The organism is Neisseria sicca 4320, from assembly GCF_000193735.1.
GTDB lineage: Bacteria > Pseudomonadota > Gammaproteobacteria > Burkholderiales > Neisseriaceae > Neisseria > Neisseria sicca_E.
On record NZ_AEPF01000092.1, the window covers coordinates 18,791 to 39,088 of the forward strand.

General features: G+C 49.4%; 13 protein-coding genes and 4 pseudogenes. 12 read left to right on the forward strand and 5 right to left on the reverse strand.

Annotated elements, in window-relative coordinates; all coding sequences use genetic code 11:
- The first annotated feature begins 70 nt into the window (after positions 1 to 70).
- The 11 genes and pseudogenes from argH to NSCA4_RS15135 all read left to right on the forward strand — a co-directional run.
- Entirely contained in the window at positions 71 to 1,450 is a 1,380-nt protein-coding gene (gene argH, locus NSCA4_RS0108780) for an argininosuccinate lyase (protein ID WP_016687784.1), read from the forward strand.
- Between the two features lie 222 nt (positions 1,451 to 1,672).
- Positions 1,673 to 2,333, forward strand: a pseudogene (gene cmk, locus NSCA4_RS13000) ((d)CMP kinase).
- Between the two features lie 155 nt (positions 2,334 to 2,488).
- Positions 2,489 to 4,174 carry a 30S ribosomal protein S1 gene (gene rpsA, locus NSCA4_RS0108790; RefSeq protein WP_003744633.1) on the forward strand — a complete coding sequence of 562 codons (1,686 nt, stop codon included), beginning with the start codon at positions 2,489 to 2,491 and terminating at the stop codon, positions 4,172 to 4,174.
- Between the two features lie 10 nt (positions 4,175 to 4,184).
- The gene (locus NSCA4_RS0108795) at positions 4,185 to 4,499 is read left to right on the forward strand and encodes an integration host factor subunit beta (protein ID WP_003744632.1); all 315 of its coding nucleotides are present in this window, start codon (positions 4,185 to 4,187) and stop codon (positions 4,497 to 4,499) included.
- 305 nt (positions 4,500 to 4,804) lie between these two features.
- Positions 4,805 to 5,941, forward strand: a complete 1,137-nt coding sequence (gene zapE / locus NSCA4_RS0108800; protein WP_016687787.1) for a cell division protein ZapE — start codon at positions 4,805 to 4,807, stop codon at positions 5,939 to 5,941.
- Between the two features lie 118 nt (positions 5,942 to 6,059).
- Positions 6,060 to 6,485 (forward strand): nucleoside-diphosphate kinase, encoded by a 426-nt coding sequence (gene ndk, locus NSCA4_RS0108805; protein WP_016687788.1) that lies wholly within the window; start codon positions 6,060 to 6,062, stop codon positions 6,483 to 6,485.
- A gap of 265 nt (positions 6,486 to 6,750) precedes the next feature.
- The gene (rlmN, locus tag NSCA4_RS0108810) at positions 6,751 to 7,845 is read left to right on the forward strand and encodes a dual-specificity RNA methyltransferase RlmN (RefSeq protein ID WP_016687789.1); all 1,095 of its coding nucleotides are present in this window, start codon (positions 6,751 to 6,753) and stop codon (positions 7,843 to 7,845) included.
- A gap of 2 nt (positions 7,846 to 7,847) precedes the next feature.
- Positions 7,848 to 8,603 (forward strand): type IV pilus biogenesis/stability protein PilW, encoded by a 756-nt coding sequence (pilW, locus tag NSCA4_RS0108815; protein WP_016687790.1) that lies wholly within the window; start codon positions 7,848 to 7,850, stop codon positions 8,601 to 8,603.
- A gap of 4 nt (positions 8,604 to 8,607) precedes the next feature.
- Positions 8,608 to 9,480 carry a helix-turn-helix domain-containing protein gene (locus NSCA4_RS0108820; RefSeq protein ID WP_016687791.1) on the forward strand — a complete coding sequence of 291 codons (873 nt, stop codon included), beginning with the start codon at positions 8,608 to 8,610 and terminating at the stop codon, positions 9,478 to 9,480.
- A gap of 2 nt (positions 9,481 to 9,482) precedes the next feature.
- Positions 9,483 to 10,748 carry a flavodoxin-dependent (E)-4-hydroxy-3-methylbut-2-enyl-diphosphate synthase gene (gene ispG / locus NSCA4_RS0108825; RefSeq protein WP_016687792.1) on the forward strand — a complete coding sequence of 422 codons (1,266 nt, stop codon included), beginning with the start codon at positions 9,483 to 9,485 and terminating at the stop codon, positions 10,746 to 10,748.
- Between the two features lie 67 nt (positions 10,749 to 10,815).
- Positions 10,816 to 10,923, forward strand: a pseudogene (locus NSCA4_RS15135) (IS5/IS1182 family transposase); the annotation flags it as partial.
- A gap of 191 nt (positions 10,924 to 11,114) precedes the next feature.
- Here NSCA4_RS15135 and NSCA4_RS0108830 read toward each other — a convergent pair.
- Together NSCA4_RS0108830 and nirK are read right to left on the reverse strand one after the other, a co-directional pair.
- Entirely contained in the window at positions 11,115 to 11,870 is a 756-nt protein-coding gene (locus NSCA4_RS0108830) for a formylglycine-generating enzyme family protein (RefSeq protein ID WP_016687793.1), read from the reverse strand.
- Positions 11,871 to 12,151: 281 nt separating this feature from the next.
- Entirely contained in the window at positions 12,152 to 13,345 is a 1,194-nt protein-coding gene (gene nirK, locus NSCA4_RS0108835) for a copper-containing nitrite reductase (protein ID WP_016687794.1), read from the reverse strand.
- A 464-nt stretch (positions 13,346 to 13,809) separates the two neighbouring features.
- Between nirK and NSCA4_RS0108840 the strand changes: the two genes are divergently transcribed.
- A complete protein-coding gene (locus NSCA4_RS0108840) occupies positions 13,810 to 16,065 on the forward strand; it encodes a nitric-oxide reductase large subunit (protein ID WP_016687795.1) in 2,256 nt (751 codons plus the stop codon).
- A gap of 235 nt (positions 16,066 to 16,300) precedes the next feature.
- Here NSCA4_RS0108840 and NSCA4_RS0108845 read toward each other — a convergent pair whose 3' ends face one another.
- The 3 genes and pseudogenes from NSCA4_RS0108845 to NSCA4_RS16370 form a co-directional block, all read right to left on the reverse strand.
- Positions 16,301 to 17,545 (reverse strand): PBECR3 domain-containing polyvalent protein, encoded by a 1,245-nt coding sequence (locus tag NSCA4_RS0108845; protein ID WP_016687796.1) that lies wholly within the window; start codon positions 17,543 to 17,545, stop codon positions 16,301 to 16,303.
- Positions 17,546 to 17,829: 284 nt separating this feature from the next.
- Positions 17,830 to 19,502: pseudogene (locus tag NSCA4_RS13005) on the reverse strand (TonB-dependent receptor domain-containing protein); the annotation flags it as partial.
- A 68-nt stretch (positions 19,503 to 19,570) separates the two neighbouring features.
- Positions 19,571 to 20,246, reverse strand: a pseudogene (locus NSCA4_RS16370) (TonB-dependent receptor plug domain-containing protein); the annotation flags it as partial.
- Between the last annotated feature and the right edge of the window lie 52 nt (positions 20,247 to 20,298).

Below are 20,298 nucleotides of genomic sequence, written 5' to 3' on the forward strand. Positions count from 1 at the left end.
TCCAACCGTTTTCTTTTAATGTGTTTATACGAGCCTTTGCGGCTCTGTTATTTTATCTGAGGATGAAACCATGAGTAAGGACAAAACCTGGTCTGGCCGTTTCAACGAGCCTGTTTCCGAACTGGTAAAAAAATACACCGGTTCGATCGATTTCGATAAACGGCTTGCCGAGTGGGACATTCAGGGTTCGCTGGCGCACGCGCAAATGCTTGTTCAATCAGGTGTTTTGAGTGAAGAAGATTTGGCGGCGATCCGTCGGGGAATGGCGGAGATTATAGCAGAAATCAAGGACGGTACTATTTCTTGGTCGCTGGATTTGGAAGATGTCCACATGAACATCGAACGCCGCCTGACCGACAAAATCGGCGATGCAGGCAAGCGTCTGCACACCGGCCGCAGCCGCAACGACCAAGTTGCCACCGATATCCGCCTGTGGCTGCGCGACCAGATTACCGTCATTCAAGACCTGATTCGGATCCTGCAAACGGCCTTGGTCGATTTGGCGGAACAAAATGCCGAAACCGTCATGCCCGGTTTTACCCATCTGCAAGTCGCCCAGCCTGTCAGCTTCGGACACCACATGCTCGCCTACGTCGAAATGCTCGGACGCGATTTCGAGCGCATGACCGACTGTCGCAAACGCGTCAACCGTATGCCGCTCGGCGCTGCCGCCCTTGCAGGCACGACCTATCCGATCCAGCGCGAAATCACCGCCGAATTGCTGGGTTTCGAGCAAATCTGCCAAAACTCGCTGGATGCCGTATCCGACCGCGATTTTGCCATTGAGTTCACCGCAGCCGCTTCGTTAATTATGATCCACCTGAGCCGCCTGTCTGAAGAATTGATTTTGTGGATAAGTCCGCGTTTCGGCTTTATCGACATTGCCGACCGTTTCTGTACGGGTTCGTCCATCATGCCGCAGAAGAAAAATCCCGACGTTCCCGAACTCGTGCGCGGCAAATCCGGTCGAGTCATCGGACACCTTATCGGCTTGATTACCCTGATGAAATCTCAGCCTTTGGCGTACAACAAAGACAATCAGGAAGACAAAGAACCGCTGTTTGATACAGCCGACACGCTCATCGACACGCTGCGGATTTACGCCGATATGATGCGCGGCGTGACCGTCAAACCCGACAATATGCGCGCCGCCGTGATGCAGGGCTTTGCCACCGCCACCGATTTGGCGGATTACTTGGTAAAAAAAGGCATGCCTTTCCGCGACAGTCACGAAGTCGTCGCCCAAGCCGTGCGCCACGCCGACCAAGCGGGCGTTGATTTGAGCGAACTGCCGCTTGCAGTCCTGCAAGGTTTCAGCAACCTGATTTCAGACGACGTGTACGGCGTACTGACACCCGAAGGCAGCCTGAACGCGCGCAACCACTTGGGCGGAACCGCGCCGGAGCAAGTGCGCTTCCAGGTGAAACGCTGGCGGGAATTGTTAGTTTAAAGAGAGATAGAAAGGTCGTCTGAAAACCAAAAATAGGGCTTTCAGACGACCTTTTCCGGTGAAGTAACTGACGAATAGTCAGATTTGCTTTTTAACATTATCCCCGTAAAATTCCAGGTCGTCCTGGAACTTTAACCATTACCTGTATATTCGCAAAAGTTAAGATATTTCCGGTGTATCTGTTTTCAGACGACCTTCTACATTATTTCAGAAAGCCAAAATATGAATACCAAACAAAAAGTCATCGCCATAGACGGCCCCAGCGCCTCGGGAAAAGGGACGGTCGCTTCCAGTGTCGCTCAGGCTTTGGGATTTGATTATCTGGACTCCGGCGCGTTATACCGCCTGACCGCGCTGTATGCGAAGAAACGGGATGTGGAATGGAAGGATGAAGAGGCGGTTGCCGCATTTGCGGAAAATCTGCCTGCCCGTTTTGAAGGCACTCAGGTCTTTTTGGATGATGAAGACGTTTCGGAACAAATCCGCAGCGAAGCCATCGGCATGGGCGCTTCTGCGGTGGCGCAGTTGCCGAAAGTGCGTACCGCGCTTTTGCAGCGGCAGCGTGATTTTCTGACGGAAAAAGGTTTGGTCGCTGACGGGCGCGATATGGGTTCGGTTGTTTTCCCTGATGCGGCGTTGAAGGTTTTCCTGACTGCAGGTGCAAAAATACGGGCGGAACGCCGCGCCAAACAAATCGGCATTCCGTGCGAAGGCTTGGAATTTGAACGGATTTTGTCGGACATCGAAGCACGCGATGAAGCAGACCGCCGCCGCAGTGTCGCGCCCTTAAAGCGGCTCCCCGATGCCGAACTTTTGGATACGAGCGGGCTGAGTATCGAAGAAGCTGTAAAAAAAAGTGCTTGATTGGTATCATAAAGTTTAAAAATTAGGGTATAATCCCTGCGTTTTGTTTCAGACGACCTTTGGAGCATCCGAAGGTCGTCTGAAATATTTATTTTCAAAGCCTGCCGTGCCAAGGGCGGCAGGCATTCTCCAACCTACCCCGCACCCCTTGGCGGTGTACCGAAAAGAGTATATATGACTATGGAAAATTTTGCCCAGCTGCTGGAAGAAAGCTTTACCCTGCAAGAGATGAACCCAGGTGAAGTGATTACTGCCGAAGTAGTCGGCATTGATCAAAACTTCGTCACTGTAAACGCAGGTCTGAAATCAGAATCTCTGATTGACGTTGCTGAATTCAAAAACGCTCAGGGCGAGATTGAAGTTAAAGTTGGCGATTTCGTTACCGTTACCATCGAATCTGTTGAAAACGGCTTCGGCGAAACCAAACTGTCCCGCGAAAAAGCCAAACGTGCTGCCGACTGGATCGCTTTGGAAGAAGCGATGGAAAACGGCGACATCCTGTCCGGCGTTATCAATGGCAAAGTCAAAGGCGGCCTGACCGTTATGATCAACAGCATCCGCGCATTCCTGCCGGGTTCTTTGGTTGACGTACGTCCCGTTAAAGACACTTCCCACTTTGAAGGCAAAGAAATCGAATTCAAAGTCATCAAACTGGACAAAAAACGCAACAACGTCGTGGTTTCCCGCCGCGCCGTTCTGGAAGCTACTTTGGGTGAAGAGCGCAAAGCCCTGCTGGAAAACCTGCAAGAAGGCTCCATCATTAAAGGTATCGTTAAAAACATCACCGACTACGGTGCATTCGTTGACTTGGGCGGCATCGACGGCCTGTTGCACATCACTGACTTGGCATGGCGCCGTGTGAAACACCCGAGCGAAGTTTTGGAAGTCGGTCAAGAAGTTGAAGCCAAAGTCCTGAAATTCGACCAAGACAAACAACGCGTTTCTCTGGGTATGAAACAACTGGGCGAAGATCCTTGGAGCGGCCTGACCCGTCGTTACCCACAAGGTACCCGCCTGTTCGGTAAAGTATCCAACCTGACCGACTACGGTGCGTTCGTTGAAATCGAACAAGGTATCGAGGGTTTGGTACACGTTTCCGAAATGGACTGGACCAATAAAAACGTACACCCAAGTAAAGTCGTACAATTGGGTGATGAAGTCGAAGTCATGATTCTGGAAATCGACGAAGACCGCCGCCGTATCTCTTTGGGTATGAAACAATGCCAAGCCAATCCTTGGGAAGAATTTGCCGCCAACCACAACAAAGGCGACAAAATCTCCGGTGCGGTTAAATCCATCACCGACTTCGGCGTATTCGTAGGTCTGCCCGGCGGTATCGACGGTCTGGTTCACCTGTCTGACCTGTCTTGGACTGAAGCCGGCGAAGAAGCTGTACGCAAATACAAAAAAGGCGAAGAAGTTGAAGCCGTTGTATTGGCAATCGACGTTGACAAAGAGCGCATCTCTTTGGGTATCAAACAACTGGAAGGCGATCCTTTCGGTAACTTCATCAGCGTAAACGACAAAGGTTCTTTGGTTAAAGGTTCTGTGAAATCTGTTGACGCCAAAGGTGCCGTTGTTGCCCTGTCTGACGAAGTAGAAGGCTACCTGCCTGCTTCAGAATTCGCAGCCGACCGCGTTGAAGACCTGACCACCAAACTGAAAGAAGGTGATGAGGTTGAAGCCGTTATTGTAACCGTCGACCGCAAAAACCGCAGCATCCGCCTGTCTGTTAAAGCTAAAGACGCTAAAGAAAACCGCGAAGCCCTGAATTCAGTCAACGCTGCTGCAACCGCCAGCGCCGGTACTACCAGCCTCGGTGACTTGCTGAAAGCCAAACTGTCCGGCGACCAAGAATAAGGTTGCAGACATGACGAAGTCTGAATTAATGGTTCGTTTGGCAGAAGTTTTTGCCGAGAAAAACGGTAACCAATTGCTGGCAAAAGACGTTGAATACAGCGTAAAGGTTTTGGTTGATACCATGACCCGCTCGCTGGCTCGCGGTCAGCGTATTGAAATCCGTGGCTTCGGCAGCTTCGATTTGAACCATCGCCCGGCCCGTATCGGTCGCAACCCCAAAACCGGCGAACGTGTGGAAGTGCCTGAAAAACACGTTCCTCACTTCAAGCCCGGCAAAGAATTGCGCGAACGTGTGGACTTGGCTTTACAAGAAAATGCCAACTAAACCTGAGTAATCGAACGCCGCAGAAATGCGGCGTTTTTTGTTGTCTGAAAATATGGTTCGCTATTGTTTTCGGAATTTGGGTGGAATTTGTAATGGAAAATTCATAGGGTCGTCTGAAATCATCTATAATACGTTTCTTTTAGTGATTGCCCGTTGATAAAACGTATAGTGGATTAACTTTAAATCAGGACAAGGCGACGAAGCCGCAGACAGTACAGATAGTACGGCAAGGCGAGGCAACGCCGTACTGGTTTAAAGTTAATCCACTATAATTGTCAAACCCAAAAACATAATAAAGGTCAGATATGAGTGATAGAGGTCAACTGTTTGTCGCCCCTCCGTTTGAAAACCACAGCCCGCTGACTTGGTATCAGGCGGCTGCCGAACAGCCGAATTTCATCCGAGATGAAGCACAAGTGCGCGCGATTGAATATTTGGATCGTTTGTGGACGGAACTGATGATGTTCAAACGCAAACGTAACCGTTTTCTAGGACGCAGCCTGCGCTCTCCCCAAGTGCCGAAAGGTTTGTATTTTTATGGCGGCGTGGGTCGCGGCAAAAGTTTTTTGATGGACGCTTTTTTTGGCTGCTTGCCATACCGCCGCAAACGCCGCGTCCACTTTCATGCTTTTATGGCGGAAATCCATAAACGTCTGAAAGACTTGAAAAGCGAAGCCAATCCTTTAAAAGCAGTAGCAACTGAAATCGCCAAAGAAACACGCGTATTGTGTTTTGACGAATTCCACGTCAGCGACATCGCAGATGCGATGATTCTTGGACGTCTGCTGGAAAACTTGTTGAGCGAAGGCGTGGTTTTGGTGGCGACTTCCAACTATGCCCCGTCTGAACTTTACCCTCAAGGTCAAAACAGAAGCAGTTTTCTGCCGACCATTGCGCTGATTGAATCCAGCCTGACCGTCTTAAATGTTGATGGCGGAGAAGACTACCGTCTGCGCACTTTACGTCCTGCCGAGATTTTCTTCGTTCCCAACAATGAAGAAAACGAGCAAAAATTGGCTGCTTTATTTAAAGAAATGGCGGGAATTGCCGAATTGAATCCCGGCATGAGCGTGATACACGGGCGCGAAATTCCGCATAAGGCCCAATCCAACCGTGCCATTTGGTTCGATTTCCGCGCTTTATGCTTTGGACCGCGTTCGCAAGCCGATTACCTCTATTTGGCTGAACATTATGAAATGGTGTTCGTATCAGGATTGGAACGTCTGACACCGCAGGAAAAAGCCGAAGCGCGCCGCCTTACTTGGCTGATTGACGTATTGTACGATTTCCGAGTGAAACTCTGTGCCACCAGCGCAGTAGGCGTAAACGATATTTATGTCGAGGGCGATTTTGCCGAAGAATTTACCCGCACTGCCAGCCGTATGGTGGAAATGCAATCGGAAGTTTATTTGGAACAGCCGCATCTGACGTTGAAAAAATAAGGTTAAGGCGAAGAAAAAAGTGCGGCTTTTCCCAAAGCAAACTGAAATTTGCTAAAATAGCGGTTCATTTTCCTCAAACTCAGACTATTGCACAACGCAATAAAAACAAGGACATAATATGGCTATTGAGCGCACGATCTCCATCGTTAAACCCGATGCTGTAGGTAAAAATGTAATCGGCAAAATTTACAGCCGTTTTGAAGACAACGGACTGCGTATTGTCGCCGCCAAAATGAAGCACCTCAGCGTGCGCGAAGCCCAAGAGTTTTATGCTGTGCATAAAGAGCGTCCTTTTTACGACAGTTTGGTTGCCTTTATGACTGGCGGTCCCGTCATGATTCAGGTGCTGGAAGGTGAAAATGCTGTTGCAAAAAACCGTGAGTTAATGGGCGCGACTAACCCTGCCGAAGCCGCGCCTGGTACGATACGTGCGGATTTTGCCGAATCTCTCAGCGTAAACGCCGTACACGGCTCTGATAGTCTGGAAAACGCAGCAATCGAGATTGCCTACTTCTTCAGCCAAAGCGAAATCTGCCCGCGTTAACGATAAATGCCGTTCGAGCGTCCGACCGGTTCGGGCGTTTGGACGGTTTTGTCGATATTGTTTGTCTCAATCTGTTTTCAGACGACCTTTCTAAAATGGGGTCGTCTGAAAATATGATAGAAGAAGCCTGAGAATAAAAGCTGTTTGCTAAAAAAGGATTGGGGAAATTTTCCAGACTGTTGCGAAGCTCCCTTCTCCATCAGAGTCACAAGACTTATAACCAACGGCTGCCTTTATTCAAAAGCTTTACCAAGAAATAAACCACATGAAAACCAATCTGCTGAATTATGATTTAAACGGACTGACTCATCATTTTGCCGAGATCGGCGAAAAACCGTTCCGCGCCAAACAAGTCATGCGCTGGATCCACCAAGCCGGTGCACAAAGTTTCGATGAAATGACCGATTTGGCAAAATCCCTGCGCCTGAAACTCAACGAGCAGGCAAGCGTGGATGTGCCCAAACTGATGATGGCGCAAGAGTCCGCCGATGGTACGCGCAAATGGCTGCTGGATGTAGGAACGGGCAACGGCGTAGAAACTGTGTTTATCCCCGAGGCAGAACGCGGTACATTGTGTATTTCCTCGCAAGTCGGCTGCGCATTGGAATGCACCTTCTGTTCTACCGGCCGCCAAGGTTTCAACCGTAATCTGACTGCTGCCGAAATCATCGGACAATTGTGGTGGGCAAACAAAGCGATGGGCGTTACGCCGAAAAACGAACGTGTGGTCTCCAATGTAGTGATGATGGGCATGGGCGAGCCGATGGCGAACTTTGATAATGTCGTCACTGCGCTGAGCATCATGCTGGACGATCATGGCTACGGTCTAAGCCGCCGTCGCGTTACCGTTTCCACATCGGGTATGGTGCCGCAAATGGACAGGCTGCGTGATGCGATGCCTGTCGCACTGGCAGTATCCCTTCATGCTTCCAATGACGAAGTACGCGATCAAATCGTTCCGCTGAATAAAAAATATCCGTTGAAAGAGTTGATGGCGGCATGTCAACGCTATTTGGTCAAAGCACCAAGAGATTTCATTACTTTTGAATATGTTATGCTAGACGGGGTCAATGATAAGGCGCAGCATGCGCGCGAACTGATTGAGCTGGTAAAAGACGTACCGTGCAAATTCAATCTGATTCCGTTCAATCCCTTCCCAAATTCCGGCTACGAACGCTCTAGCAATGAAAATATCCGCGTTTTCCGCGATATTTTGCAGCAGGCAGGATTCGTGGTAACCGTACGCAAAACGCGTGGCGAGGATATTGACGCAGCTTGCGGTCAATTGGCAGGACAAGTACAAGATAAAACACGCCGCCAACAAAAATGGCAGCAGATTTTGGTCGAACAACAGAGCTGATTATGAAACTGAACATTTGGCAACCCATTATTTTAACTTTGGTTTTGGGCGCATGCGCCGGTCCGAAAGGTCCAAGCAGAGCGGAACGTGCGACACAGGTCGCCAATATCAAAACCCAGTTGGCTATCGAATACATGCGCGGGGGCGATTACCGTCAAGCAACCGTAAGCATTGAAGAAGCATTGAAAGCGGACAGTAGCAATGAAGATGCATGGCTGGTTCGCGCACAAATCTATCAATATCTCAAAGTGCGCGAAAAAGCACAAGAAAGCTTCCAAAAAGCCCTATCCTTGAAACCTGACAATGCGGAAATCAATAATAACTACGGCTGGTTCTTGTGCAGCGAGATGAACAATCCTGCCCAGTCCATCAGTTATTTTGACAAAGCCCTGTCTGATCCGACTTATCCTTCCCCATTTATCGCCAACCTCAACAAGGGCATTTGCAGTGCGAGAATGGGTCAATATTCGCTGGCAGAAGCTTATCTCGAACGCTCTTTGGCTGCGCAACCCCAATTCCCGCCTGCGTTTAAAGAATTGGCAAGAACCAAAATGCTGGCAGGCAATTTAAACGAAGCGGATTATTATTTCCGCCAATACCAAAGCAAAGTCGATGTCTTGCAGGCAGATGATTTGCTGCTGGGCTGGAAATTGGCGACCGCTTTGGGCAATAGCCAGGCAGCCTACGAATACGAAGCCCAGTTAAGGGCAAACTTCCCCTATTCGGAACAATTGCAGGCAGTAACCACAGGTAAGTAAGCACATGGAAAATCAAAAGAAAAACGAATACGACATTCAAGCTGCCAAATCATTGGGTGATGAGCTGGGACAACTCAGACAAAAATCAGGTTGGGATATTGACGAAGTAGCGCGACGATTAAAACTGTCTGCCGAACAAATTGAAGCGCTTGAAAAAGGAGACTATTCTTTCTTTTCAGGATTGGTCTTCGTTATGGGCTATCTGCGTTCTTATGCCCGTCTGTTGAAAATCGATGAAGCAAGCATTACAGGTCGTCTGAAAGCCATTTCTGCTCCGGAAGAAGACCATGTCTATCTGGTTGATCGCAAACAAAATACCGGATTCAACTACCAAGATGGTGAAAAAGTCGGCTTTCCCAAATGGGTTTTGGGCGTGGCAGCGCTCATCCTACTTGGTGGCGGTATTTATGTTTGGCAAAGCAAGTCCAATCATGAAAACGAACAACAAGTCGCGCAAAACAGCGATGCCGTGCGCAACAGTATGCAGACGCCGGACTTGAAAAAAGAAAATGTTGCCGTTTCCAATATGGCGGAAAACGGCAAACAAGAAGTCTCCAATGTTGAAAAAGCAGCTTCCAGCGTTGCAGCGTCAGAATCAGCAGCATTCGAACCTGAAGTCAAAGTCGATTCAGACGAGCTTTGGATCAAAGTTCAATACCGAAGCAATCTAATTATTACCGATAAGAAAGGTACCATGATTTTCAGCCGAATCATTCCCGCAGGCAGCGAAAAACGCTTTAAAGGCGGAGCGCCTTACAACGTCTGGATCGGCATTGCCGCAGGTGCTCAAGCCAATTATGGCGGGACAACCATCAATCTGGCAGAATACCGCGCCGCCGGTGAAAAATCCGCTTCATTTGTAGCAGGAAAAAAATAAAGATGAACACACCCAAACGCCGCCGAACCCATCAAGTACAAATCGATCATCTCATCGTCGGTTCAGACGCACCCGTTGTCGTTCAGTCCATGACCAATACCGACACCGCCGATGCAGAAGCGACCGCTCTGCAAGTCAAAGAATTGAGCGATGCAGGCTCAGAAATGGTGCGTATTACCGTCAACAGTCCCGAAGCCGCATCCAAAGTTGCCGAAATCCGCCAGCGTTTGGACGACATGGGTTACACCACCCCGTTGATTGGCGACTTCCATTTCAACGGCGAACGCCTGTTGGCAGAATTTCCCGAGTGCGGCAAAGCCTTGTCCAAATACCGTATTAACCCCGGCAACGTCGGCAAAGGTGCAAAAGGCGATGAAAAATTTGCCTATATGATTCGGACTGCCGCCGAAAACAATAAAGCTGTCCGCATCGGCGTTAATTGGGGTTCGCTTGACCAAAGCCTCGCCAAGCGCATGATGGATGCCAATTTAGCGTCCTCTTCTCCGAAGCCACCCGAAGAAGTCATGAAAGAAGCCTTGATTATCTCGGCGCTGGAATCTGCTGAAAAAGCCGTTTTGTTAGGTTTGCCCGAAGACAAAATCATCTTGTCGTGCAAAGTCAGCGCCGTTCAGGATTTGATTCAAGTTTACCGCGAGCTGGGCAGCCGTTGCCAATATCCGCTCCACTTAGGCTTGACGGAAGCAGGCATGGGCAGCAAAGGCATTGTCGCCTCTACCGCCGCCTTGGCAGTGTTGCTCCAAGAAGGTATCGGCGACACGATCCGCATTTCTCTTACCCCCGAACCCGGCAGCTCGCGTACTCAAGAAGTGATCGTCGGTCAGGAAATTCTACAAACTATGGGGCTGCGTTCATTTACCCCTATGGTTACCGCCTGCCCCGGTTGCGGACGCACCACCAGCACAGTCTTCCAAGAGCTTGCCCAAGACGTACAAAATTACCTGCGCCAAAAAATGACCGTATGGCGCACTGTTTACCCCGGTGTGGAATCTTTAAACGTCGCCGTTATGGGCTGCGTTGTTAACGGGCCGGGCGAAAGCAAACTGGCAGACATCGGCATCAGCCTGCCCGGAACTGGCGAAACCCCTGTTGCACCGGTTTACGTTGACGGGGAGCGTAAAGTGACTTTAAAAGGCGAAAACATCGCCACCGAATTCTTGGAAATTGTCGAAGAATACGTCAAAACCAACTATTGTGAAGGCGGTGCCAAACGCAGTCAAAACCGTATCATCCCGATACAGTCCGCTTGATAGACATGAATATGAATAAAGGTCGTCTGAAAAACATTCAGACGACCTTTTGGTTTGCGGGCATATTTATAGTGGATTAAATTTAAATCAGGACAAGGCGACGAAGCCGCAGACAGTACAAATAGTACGGCAAGGCGAGGCAACGCCGTACTGGATTAAATTTAATCCACTATATTATTAATTAAAATTAGGAAGAGGTAGAGAGACAGACCAGTTGCTTGGAATATTCAGTCCGTTAGAAACTTTGTCATGCTAAATTTGTTAGGCACGAGGTTTTGTCCATTCGCTATTTTCAAATTAACCTCAAACACAAAAAAAAGGCGATACCTTTCAGTACCGCCAAAGCTGCTTTGGTGATGAAACCGGTTATTTCGAGGCGCAACGGAAGCCCAAGTTGTGCAGGACGTATTTCGATTGCAGGCTGGTGCGTATGCCGTAGCGCAGGAAGGCGGCGTAATTTGATGGATCGCTGGAACCCACGGATGCGCCGCTGCAAAACATTTGCGTATCGGCATTGCCTGACGACAGCAGGCTGCTGTTGAAGTCTTCCGTCCATTCCCAAATCAGGCCGTGCATATCGTAAATGCCCCAGTAGTTGGGTTTGCTCTTGCCGACATCGTGCAAGCCGTTTCTGCCGCCGTCTGCATACCAGTCAAGAATGGTGCGGTTGTAGCCGGGTTCGGCAGAACCGTTTTTCTGAGTAGCGGAGGCGAGTCCGGCAAATTCCCACTGGTCTATGGTCGGCAGGCGTTTGCCTTGTGAAGTGCAGTAGGCGTTAGCGGCAAACCAAGATACGTTGGTTACCGGATGTTTCAGTTCGTTGGGTTTGGGCGCGTAGCTGTTGCTGCCGGTTTTAACCCAATGTTTCAGGTAGGCAGGTTCGGCTTGTTTGGAACTGACTTTACCTTTTTGCCACTGGGGATGTTTTCTGACAAACTCTGCAAATTCGGCATTGGTAACGGGATACTTGTCGATTTGGAAAGGTTTGACTTTGATGAGGTTGGTCTCTTTTTTCAGATAGAGCGGGCGGTAGCTGCCGCCTTCAACTTTTGCCATTTCGGCCGCCGCCGCACTGCCGCTTGCGACAAGGGTAAATAGGGCGATGAGTGGTATGAGTTTCATAACGGGCTTTCTAATCTGAATACGGGGATTATTAGGCTTTGATTATATAGCGAAACCGGATAAAAATCCTTAGAAGCCGTCTGATTATTGTGCTTTTGGCTTGTCGGGTTCGTGAATGCTTGAAACCGGTTTTTCAGACGACCTTTGATGCTTGAGAGGTCGTCTGAAAAACCAATCTTTCGATTGGTCGTGGAAGAAAGCCACTGTTGTCCTTGCATCAGCCGGAACAGCAGTGGCTTTTTCCTGTTTCTATGCCGAGATGGCTAGATTAGTTGTCGCCTTTATTTACCTGCAGATGCTGCGGAAGCAGGCGCTGCTGCTGAATCAGCCGGAGCAGAAGCGGCAGGGGCTGAAGCTGCACCGCTGCCTACATAGGCTTTGTCTTCCAGTTTTTTGGTCATGATTTCAGGGTTTTCTGCGCCCTCTACTTTCAATTGACCCAATGCGCCTTTGTTGAATGCACGGAAGATAGAGTGGTCAACTAAGGTGTAGCTTGCAGGGATATCGACTTTGAATTCAACAATCGCTGCGCCACCGGCAGGAATCAAGGTACTTTGTACGTTTTCGTTGATCAGTTTGCCGCCTTCTACGTAGACTTTGTCGAAGATCTCACCGATAACGTGGAAGGAAGAAACGAGATTCGGACCACCGTTACCCACGTACATACGGACGGTTTCGCCTGCTTTGGCTTTCAGGGCGTTGTCGCCGGCGATAGCACCTACGTGACCGTTAAATACAACGTATTCAGGTTGTTCGGCGATGGCTTTGTCCATATCGAACGGTTGCAGGCCTTGCGCACCTTTTTTACCTTTGGTGTAGAAGTCGCCTTGTACGATGTAGAACTCTTTGTCCACTTTAGGCAGACCTTCTTTAGGTTCAACCAAGATCAGACCGTACATACCGTTGGCGATGTGCATACCGACAGGAGCAACGGCACAGTGGTAGATGTACAGACCGGGTTGCAGGGCTTTGAAGCTGAATGTAGAAGTACGGCCCGGAGCAGTGAAGCTGGCTTCTGCACCACCGCCTTGACCGGTAGCTGCGTGGAAGTCAACGTTGTGCGGTACGGTAGAAGACGGGTTGTTAGAGAATTCGATATCTACGGTATCGCCTTCGCGTACACGGATCATGCGGCCCGGAACGTCGCCGTCAAATGTCCAGTAGTGGTATTCAACGCCATCGTCCATTTTCATGGTTTTTTCGATGGTTTCCATTTTCACGCGTACGCGTGCAGGATGGTCGCGGTCGATGGCAGGCGGAACTTCAGGAGCGTGAGTGGTTACCGCATCAATAACAGGCAGATCGGCTGCAGGAGTGTCGGCAGCAGCTTTGTCATTGTTGGAAGCGGGAGCTTCAGCAGTTGCAGTTACAGGTGCGGAAGCGGTTTGCTCGACAGGTTTTTGGGCGGCTTGTTCACCACAAGCGGCTAAAGCAAAAACTGAAGCAATGATTGCAGCTAAAGCTTGGCGTTTCATAGTTGTCATTTCCTTTAGTTGATTATCTAAGAAGGTTAGGGTAATTTCTCAAACTCTGTTATATGCGGTATAGCCACTTTTAGCACTTTCTAAATGTCTGTATTTATCTCGTCTGAAAGCATTTCTCGTGAACTTTTGTAGGATTATGTAGGCGGATTTACTGCCATATCTTGACCCAAATCAATTAATTCATTGAAGATGAACCTTTACTCCCCATTTTAATACTTAATGATTAGGAAAAACTACATCAAATCGTCTATTATTATTTACATGTTTTATCCTGTTATTTTCAAAAATGCTTTTGTATTTTTGATAATAGGAATTACTATTATCTATATCTCTGTTTTTTAAAGATTGTTGTTAAGAGAATATTTCTTTTGCCTGAAAAGAGTGCTACAATCTTTAACATTCATATAGTATGAATTTATAAGCAACCACTTTTTACCAAAATAAGGAGTTCTGAAATGGGACAGTACAAGAAGTTATGGTATACGCTGTTTGCCGTCTTGATAGTCTGCTTTACCATTCTCGGGTACATGGGCAGTGAGGTTTATAAAAAAGCCCCGCCTTACCCTGATAGAGTCGTTTCGGCATCAGGCACGCAGTTGATGACCAAAGACGATATTTTGGCAGGTCAATCAGCCTGGCAAACCACCGGCGGTATGGAAGTCGGTTCCGTATTGGGACACGGCGCATACCAAGCTCCGGACTGGACAGCCGACTGGCTGCACCGCGAGCTTGCCGCATGGCTGGATTTGACCGCGCAAGAGACTTACGGCAAAAAATTCGACGAGATTTCTCCTGAAGAACAAGCCGTATTGAAAACCCGCCTTGCCGACGAATACCGCAACCAAAGCCGGATTAAAGAAGACGGCAGCGTCGTCATCAGCGATACCCGTGCCAAGGCCATTGAGAGCATCTTGCCTTACTACCACGGCGTATACGGCGATGATCCTGCACTTCAGGCGACACGCGAACATTTCGCAATGAAAAACAACACATTGCCAAGTAAAGAAGCGCGTGAAAAACTGTTCAACTTCTTCTTCTGGACTTCGTGGTCTGCTTCGACCAACCGTCCTGACGAAACTTTCACCTACACCAACAACTGGCCGCACGAGCCTCTGATCAACAACGTGCCGACTACTGAAAACTACATGTGGTCGTTTACCAGTATAGTCTTGCTGGTGATGGGTATCGGCTTTTTGATGTGGGGTTATTCATTCCTGACCAAGCACGAAGTCGTAGAAGTTCCGACTGAAGATCCGATTTCCAAAATTCAACTGACTCCTTCCCAAAAAGCACTGGGCAAATACGTCTTTTTGACAGTCGCCCTGTTTGTGGTACAAGTGTTGCTGGGCGGTCTGACTGCACACTACACCGTCGAAGGTCAAGGTTTCTACGGCATCGACGAAGCACTGGGCTTTGAAATGTCCGACTGGTTCCCTTACGCATTGACCCGTACTTGGCACATCCAATCCGCCATCTTCTGGATTGCAACCGGCTTCCTGACGGCAGGTCTGTTTTTGGCTCCGATTGTTAACGGCGGCAAAGATCCCAAGTTCCAACGCGAAGGCGTAAACCTGCTCTACATCGCTCTGTTTATTGTCGTCGGCGGTTCTTACGCAGGCAACTTCCTTGCCCTGACACACATCATTCCGCCTGAGATGAACTTCTGGTTCGGACATCAAGGTTACGAATACCTCGATTTGGGACGTTTCTGGCAAATTCTGCTGATGGTCGGCCTGCTGTTGTGGCTGTTCCTGATGCTGCGTTGCACAGTATCTGCCTTCAAAGAAAAAGGTGTGGATAAAAACCTGTTGGCGATGTTTGTATCCTCTGTGGTAGGTGTCGGTGTGTTCTACGCGCCCGGTCTGTTCTACGGCGAGAAATCTCCGATTGCCGTCATGGAATATTGGCGCTGGTGGGTAGTTCACCTGTGGGTAGAAGGCTTCTTCGAAGTGTTTGCCACCGCAGCTTTTGCCTTCATTTTCTACAATATGGGTTTTGTCCGCCGAAGTACCGCTACCGCATCCACTCTGGCTGCCGGTGCCATTTATATGTTGGGCGGTGTACCGGGTACGCTGCACCACCTGTACTTCACAGGTTCTACGTCAGCCTCTATGGCAATCGGCGCCTGCTTCTCCGCTTTGGAAGTGGTACCGCTGGTGTTGCTGGGTCGCGAGGCTTACGAGCACTGGTCTTACCAGCACAATTCCGACTGGGCGAAACGCCTGCGTTGGCCGCTGATGTGCTTCGTAGCAGTTGCCTTCTGGAACATGATCGGTGCCGGCGTATTCGGCTTCCTGATTAACCCGCCGATTTCCCTGTTCTACATCCAAGGTCTGAACACTACCGCAGTTCACGCACACGCAGCCTTGTTCGGTGTGTACGGCTTCTTGGCACTGGGCTTCGTATTGCTGGTTGCCCGCTACCTGAAACCAAACGCACAATTCGACGAAAAAATGATGACTTGGGGCTTCTGGCTGCTCAACGGCGGCTTGGTCGGCATGATTGCCGTCAGCCTGCTGCCGGTCGGCGCCATTCAAGCACACGCGGCCATTACTCATGGTCTGTGGTATGCCCGTAGCGAAGAATTCCTGCAAATGGAAATCCTCGACACCCTGCGTTGGGTACGCACGGCAGCCGACTTGATCTTCATCGGCGGTGCAATCTGCGTAGCCATCCAAGCAACCAAAATCGTATTCAGCCGCGATAAATAAATCCTAGCTTGAATACCATGTAAAAGGTCGTCTGAAAATTTTCAGACGACCTTTTCTTTTGGAAGATAGAAGAAACTTAATGGGGAGTTGCCCGAAAGAGGTAGGGCAGCTTAGCTTGGTTCATGCTCGCTTACGCCTTATTATAGTGGATTAAATTTAAACCAGTACGGCGTTGCCTCGCCTTGCCGTACTATTTGTACTGTCTGCGGCTTCGTCGCCTTGTCCTGATTTAAATTTAATCCACTATATCAGACAACGGGGTCATGCCGTTGATGTATTGGGTTTGCTGAATCTGCTCGTCGCCGGCAAACATTCGGTCAAACACGCTGCGGACTTCATCGGTCAATTCTACGTTCAGGTTTTTCAGGGATTGATAGACCTGTTTCAGCCATGAACGGAAACGGCGGAACACCCCGCGCAATTCTTCGCTTGGCGCTTTGCCTTCGTACAGGTAGGCTTCAAAACCGCGCGCCCATTTTTCGTAGTTCTCGCGCTGCTCGTTCAGGCTCATTGCGTCCCATGCGGTAAGGTCTTTCACACCGAACCAATCCAAGGTCGTCTGAACGTCGGACAGGAATTGCCGTTCCTGCCCGGTCAGGTTCTCGGCAGGCTTGGCGGTCAGGTCGCGGGCGATGCGGGTATTTGTTTCAAGGAAGAAATGCCCCAGTTCGTGAACGAATGTAGATGCGTCGGCGTTTTTCAACAGGGCAATCAGGTTATGCTCACGGCTGAACATTCCACGGTCTGCGCCGCCTTGATACAGTATGTCTTGATTGGTGTCGGCGTTGGGGGTAGAATTTGAGTTGTGGGATATGCCCCCTTCCGCTTCGGGCGTTAGGGCTAGGGACACGGCGTGTTGTAACACGTCTTGGGCATTGGCTGATTGGGGATACTTCCACATAGAAACGGTGCGTAAATCGCGCCGTTTTTTGCTGCTGTCGGCAAGATACACAATCAGTCCATCGTCAAACTGTTTTGCAAATGCAAAGCGTCTGTTGTTTGTCCCCGGTATATCTTCATATGCAACATCATCATAATCACGCAAAATGTCGCCTATCTTTTGGATGTCTTTTTCCGTAATGGCAACCTGCCCACGGTTCGCTTCTGTTTGGGCGTTACCATGCTGATTTTTAATATGCTTAACCGCTGAACGGTCGATTGAATATGAATATCCGTGTAGTTCGGGAAACGCATTTTCTGTCTTGCTTCCAGTCATTTCCGTGAAAATAGCATGTGCATTGCTTGTGCCGTTCCACAAATCCGCCGCATCCTGCGGGTTTTCGCTATGCACCCATCCGTGCGGCGGGTTGCTTGCCAATGCTTGATTCAATACGCCGTCGTCAATCAGGCTCTCACCGACCACGTTCAAGCCGCCGTATGCCGCGTCAAAATCACGGATTCCCATATTCAGACGACCTGCAAGGGTTTCGATTGCGCGGACGTACAGTGTTGCATTAGCTTCAGCCTGCGTCTTGTTCATTATAGTGGATTAACTTTAAACCAGTACGGCGTTGCCTTGCCTTAGCTCAAAGAGAACGATTCTCTAAGGTGCTGAAGCACCAAGTGAATCGGTTCCGTACTATCTGTACTGTCTGCGGCTTCGTCGCCTTGTCCTGATTTTTGTTAATCCACTATATTTGTTGTTTCATTCCATAAACGTTTGTTGAGGATTTCGCCTGCCGATTGTTGTATATCAATAGAAAAAGGTCGTCTGAAACTTGAATTTCAAGTTTCAGACGACCTTTCTTATTACTTCAAACGCTTTTAGAACTTGGCTTCAAGCGTGAAGTTGTAGCTTCTGCCCGGAGAGGTGAAGCGTTCTATACCGGCATGGGTTTTATTGTCGACGCGGTTGACTATGCCGAATTCGCGGATGCTGCGCAGCGATTCCCAAGTATAGTATTTTTTGTTGCCGATGTTGTACGCACCGGCACGCAGGGTGAAGTATTTGCCCAAGTTGACGTAGCCTGTCAGGTCGAAAAGCGTATAGGCTTTGCTGTGCTTGGCAAATGGCCATGGGTTGTTCAAATCATCACTGCTGTGAACGGTGTCAGACGGTTTTTTAGCTGCGGTGTGGGTCAGGTATGCATTGATGCCCCAGCGTTTGGAAGGAGCGTCGTAGCCCAGATTGTAAACGGCAGACCACGGGGAAAGGGCGTTAATCGGGGTTTCTTGTCCGTTGATCTGTTTGGCTTTACCTTTGATATAACTAAGGTTGACACCTGCGTGCGTGCCTTGCGGCAAACCGATGCTGTCGAGGTTCCATGTGCCGTTAAATTCCAAACCTTTCACCCATGCTGAGGAGCGGTTTTGGTTTTGCCAAACGGGCGAGCTGACCAATTCAGTACCGTCGGAAAGCGGCGCATAATTAGGGCTGTTGGCATTCTTGGAAGAGACGCCCATGTAGGTCAGTTCGATAAAGTTGCGGTAGCGGGTTTGGAAGCCGGAGAATTTAAAGTTTCCTGCTTTGCCGCTGCCGGCAAGTCCCAGCTCGAAGTTTTTGGCGGTTTCTGCCTTCAGGTTGGGGTTGGCTTTAAGGTAGAAGTCAGGATGCGGGAACAATAGCCAGGTTTCGTCCGAAGTCGGCGCGCGGAAGGCTGTACTGTATTTCGCCAGAAGATTCAAATGTGGAGTGAATTTCCAGTCTAATCCTAAGCCGTAGCTGAAGCCGCTGTGTTTACGCTCGCTGCCAAGATAGGGGATTTGACCGCGGATGGCAGGGGTATAGTTGGGGTTGTCCTTGGCTTTGCTGCTGCTGCTGTCGTAGCGAACCCCGGCATTGAGGCGGTATTGGCTGCTGTCGCCGAATTGGAAGGTGTTGTTCCAGTAGGCAAAACGGTTTTTGGACGAGCTTTCGACCAGCATTGCCAATTCTTGGCTGTTGGACGTTTGGTATTTCGGGTCATATAGGCGTACCCAATAGCTATGGTCGCTATTACCGTTGTCGTTTTTAGAACCGCCCAATCCGTATTGCATAGCCCATACCAATTTGGAGAAGTCGATTTGTTTTTCGGCATCGGCACCAAATTGGATATTTTTTGACGGATATTGCGAAACATATGATATACGTCGCTATTGATACCGTTTTTGGCGTAATCGGTCGGCAAGTCCCAAGTCCAAGTGCTCATGTCGATGGTTTGACGGTCGTAACGCAGGTTCAGGCTGTCCCATGGTCCTTTGTCAAGTTGGTTTTTGTATTCGAAACCGATGCGTTTGCGGTAGGAAATATCTTGACGGGAACGGGTATCGCCCAATGCCTCGCCTTTCCAGTTTGCCGCCCACATATTGGATAATTCGGTCGTCGTGCGGTCGGTGCGTGAATCTTCGTAAATCCAGCCGATACGGTTTTGATCGTTAAAGTTGTAACCCAGTTTAAACAGAGTGCTTTTATTTTCCCAGTCTTGAGGATCAGGTTTACTACGAGCCACACCACGGCTACCGTAGTTGGTTATGCCGGCATTCGGGTTCCAGCTTTGTTTGTTGTCGGTGATGACGGTATCGGCAGCGTCGCTGTTGTTTTTGGTTTCTTTACCGAAACGGCGGGTATAAACCATCAATGCATCCAGCCCCAACCAAGTTCCTGCGGCGGTTATGCTGCTGAATTTTTGGCTGTTGCGTCCGATATAGCCGCCTTTAATGCCTAAGTGGTAGGGTTTTTCTTCGGAGACATAGTCGCTTGCGGATTTGGTTTTGTAGTTGACGGCACCGCCCAATGCGCCGCTGCCGGATTTGAGCGAGTCCGCGCCTTTGGTGATGGTTACTTCCGAGAAATTTTCAGGTTCGGAAGTGTTGCGGTTTGCATTGAAGTTGCCGTGTGCGCCGAACAACTCTTGGAACGCTTCAGACGACCTGCTTTCTGCTTGCGCCAGTCCGTCCACGTTGATGGCGACACGGTCTTTATCGACGCCGCGTATGGTAAAACCGTTAGAACCTGAGCGTCCGCCTTCAACGACGCTGATGCCCGGATCGTAGCGCACCAAGTCGCTTTCGTCAGAGACCATTTGTTTATCCAATGCCTGACGGCGGACTTTCTCTACACCGAGTTTTTGGACTTTGCGGCCGCCGATGACTTTGACTTCATTCAAGTCCTGATAGGCTTGTGGTACGGGGTCGGCAGCGAAGGCAGGGAAAGTTTGGCTGACAATGGCTGCCAGCAGTACGGGTTTGAAGGGGAAGGACATTTTTTGCCTCTCGGATGTATTGATTATCGGTTTATTGGGATGTTTGACGTAC